We start from the raw sequence: 3419 nt of genomic DNA, 5'->3' as shown, positions 1-3419 counted from the left end.
GACGAAAAAGCTGCTTCGAGCAATGGAACTGGCTTTTATGCTTAAAGCTTAGAAATGAGCATTCCATTGAAAGATGATGAGTGTTGATTTCTAGTCTTTGACTAGATCGTTCTTTAAAAATTCGGATATGTGATAGAAATAGACTGACATGCACTTTCACTGGTGTGTGATCAGGCTAAGGTAAAATTTGTGAATGCTCGAAAGGGCAGTACGAATTTTCGGCGAATGTCGTCTTCACAGTATAACCAGATTGCTTGGGGTTATATGGTCAAGTGAAGAAGCGCATACGGTGGATGCCTTGGCAGTCAGAGGCGATGAAAGACGTGGTAGCCTGCGATAAGCTTTGGGGAGTCGGCAAACAGACTGTGATCCAGAGATCTCTGAATGGGGGAACCCACTCAGCATAAGCTGAGTATCTTGTACTGAATACATAGGTGCAAGAGGCGAACCAGGGGAACTGAAACATCTAAGTACCCTGAGGAAAAGAAATCAACCGAGATTCCCTTAGTAGTGGCGAGCGAACGGGGACCAGCCCTTAAGTTGGTTTGAGATTAGTGGAACGCTCTGGAAAGTGCGGCCGTAGTGGGTGATAGCCCCGTACACGAAAATCTCTTATCAATGAAATCGAGTAGGACGGAGCACGAGAAACTTTGTCTGAACATGGGGGGACCATCCTCCAAGGCTAAATACTACTGACTGACCGATAGTGAACCAGTACCGTGAGGGAAAGGCGAAAAGAACCCCGGAGAGGGGAGTGAAATAGATCCTGAAACCGTATGCGTACAAGCAGTGGGAGCCTACTTGTTAGGTGACTGCGTACCTTTTGTATAATGGGTCAGCGACTTATATTCAGTGGCGAGCTTAACCGAATAGGGGAGGCGTAGCGAAAGCGAGTCTTAATAGGGCGTTTAGTCGCTGGGTATAGACCCGAAACCGGGCGATCTATCCATGGGCAGGTTGAAGGTTGGGTAACACTAACTGGAGGACCGAACCGACTACCGTTGAAAAGTTAGCGGATGACCTGTGGATCGGAGTGAAAGGCTAATCAAGCTCGGAGATAGCTGGTTCTCCTCGAAAGCTATTTAGGTAGCGCCTCATGTATCACTGTAGGGGGTAGAGCACTGTTTCGGCTAGGGGGTCATCCCGACTTACCAAACCGATGCAAACTCCGAATACCTACAAGTGCCGAGCATGGGAGACACACGGCGGGTGCTAACGTCCGTCGTGAAAAGGGAAACAACCCAGACCGTCAGCTAAGGTCCCAAAGTCATGGTTAAGTGGGAAACGATGTGGGAAGGCTTAGACAGCTAGGAGGTTGGCTTAGAAGCAGCCACCCTTTAAAGAAAGCGTAATAGCTCACTAGTCGAGTCGGCCTGCGCGGAAGATGTAACGGGGCTCAAACCATGCACCGAAGCTACGGGTATCACCTTTTGGTGATGCGGTAGAGGAGCGTTCTGTAAGCCTGTGAAGGTGAGTTGAGAAGCTTGCTGGAGGTATCAGAAGTGCGAATGCTGACATGAGTAACGACAATGCGAGTGAAAAACTTGCACGCCGAAAGACCAAGGTTTCCTGCGCAACGTTAATCGACGCAGGGTTAGTCGGTCCCTAAGGCGAGGCTGAAAAGCGTAGTCGATGGAAAACAGGTTAATATTCCTGTACTTCCGATTGTTGCGATGGAGGGACGGAGAAGGCTAGGCCAGCTTGGCGTTGGTAGTCCAAGTTTAAGGTGGTAGGCTGAGATCTTAGGCAAATCCGGGATCTCAAGGCCGAGAGCTGATGACGAGTTGCCTTTAGGCGACGAAGTGGTTGATGCCATGCTTCCAAGAAAAGCTCCTAAGCTTCAGACAATCGGGAACCGTACCCCAAACCGACACAGGTGGTTAGGTAGAGAATACCAAGGCGCTTGAGAGAACTCGGGTGAAGGAACTAGGCAAAATGGCACCGTAACTTCGGGAGAAGGTGCGCCGGCGAAGGTGAAGGGTTTACCCCGTAAGCTTTTGCCGGTCGAAGATACCAGGCCGCTGCGACTGTTTATTAAAAACACAGCACTCTGCAAACACGAAAGTGGACGTATAGGGTGTGACGCCTGCCCGGTGCCGGAAGGTTAATTGATGGGGTTAGCGCAAGCGAAGCTCTTGATCGAAGCCCCGGTAAACGGCGGCCGTAACTATAACGGTCCTAAGGTAGCGAAATTCCTTGTCGGGTAAGTTCCGACCTGCACGAATGGCGTAACGATGGCGGCGCTGTCTCCACCCGAGACTCAGTGAAATTGAAATCGCTGTGAAGATGCAGTGTATCCGCGGCTAGACGGAAAGACCCCGTGAACCTTTACTATAGCTTTGCACTGGACTTTGAATTTGCTTGTGTAGGATAGGTGGGAGGCTTTGAAGTGGGGACGCCAGTTCTCATGGAGCCACTCTTGAAATACCACCCTGGCAACTTTGAGGTTCTAACTCAGGTCCGTTATCCGGATCGAGGACAGTGTATGGTGGGTAGTTTGACTGGGGCGGTCTCCTCCCAAAGAGTAACGGAGGAGTACGAAGGTGCGCTCAGACCGGTCGGAAATCGGTCGTAGAGTATAAAGGCAAAAGCGCGCTTGACTGCGAGACCCACACGTCGAGCAGGTACGAAAGTAGGTCTTAGTGATCCGGTGGTTCTGTATGGAAGGGCCATCGCTCAACGGATAAAAGGTACTCCGGGGATAACAGGCTGATACCGCCCAAGAGTTCATATCGACGGCGGTGTTTGGCACCTCGATGTCGGCTCATCACATCCTGGGGCTGAAGCCGGTCCCAAGGGTATGGCTGTTCGCCATTTAAAGTGGTACGCGAGCTGGGTTTAGAACGTCGTGAGACAGTTCGGTCCCTATCTGCCGTGGACGTTTGAGATTTGAGAGGGGCTGCTCCTAGTACGAGAGGACCGGAGTGGACGAACCTCTGGTGTTCCGGTTGTCACGCCAGTGGCATTGCCGGGTAGCTATGTTCGGAAGAGATAACCGCTGAAAGCATCTAAGCGGGAAACTTGCCTCAAGATGAGATCTCACTGGGATCTAGAATCCCCTGAAGGGCCGTCGAAGACTACGACGTTGATAGGTTGGGTGTGTAAGCGCTGTGAGGCGTTGAGCTAACCAATACTAATTGCCCGTGAGGCTTGACCATATAACACCCAAGCAATTTGCTCATGCAGGTTGCGGTGGTGAAGACGAAACGCCGAAGATTCGTACACAAACATCACATATCCGAATTTGCTGGGCCGTTCATCTGGACGTTCTGGCTACAGAATTTCTTGACGACAATAGAGCATTGGAACCACCTGATCCCATCCCGAACTCAGTAGTGAAACGATGCATCGCCGATGGTAGTGTGGGGTCTCCCCATGTGAGAGTAGGTCATCGTCAAGATTCATTTCGCAAAACCCCT

General features: G+C 50.9%; 2 rRNA genes. Both read left to right on the top strand.

Annotation, left to right across the window (positions count from 1 at the left end):
* Positions 1 to 266: 266 nt before the first annotated feature.
* A 23S ribosomal RNA gene (locus tag HU736_RS21635) occupies positions 267 to 3158 on the top strand.
* Between the two features lie 126 nt (positions 3159 to 3284).
* Positions 3285 to 3400 (top strand): 5S ribosomal RNA (gene rrf / locus HU736_RS21630).
* Positions 3401 to 3419: the final 19 nt, after the last annotated feature.

The organism is Pseudomonas shirazensis, assembly GCF_014268785.2.
GTDB classification, from domain to species: domain Bacteria; phylum Pseudomonadota; class Gammaproteobacteria; order Pseudomonadales; family Pseudomonadaceae; genus Aquipseudomonas; species Aquipseudomonas shirazensis.
The sequence above is the reverse complement of the archived record's forward strand: the minus strand, read 5'-3'. Positions and strand labels throughout refer to the sequence as shown.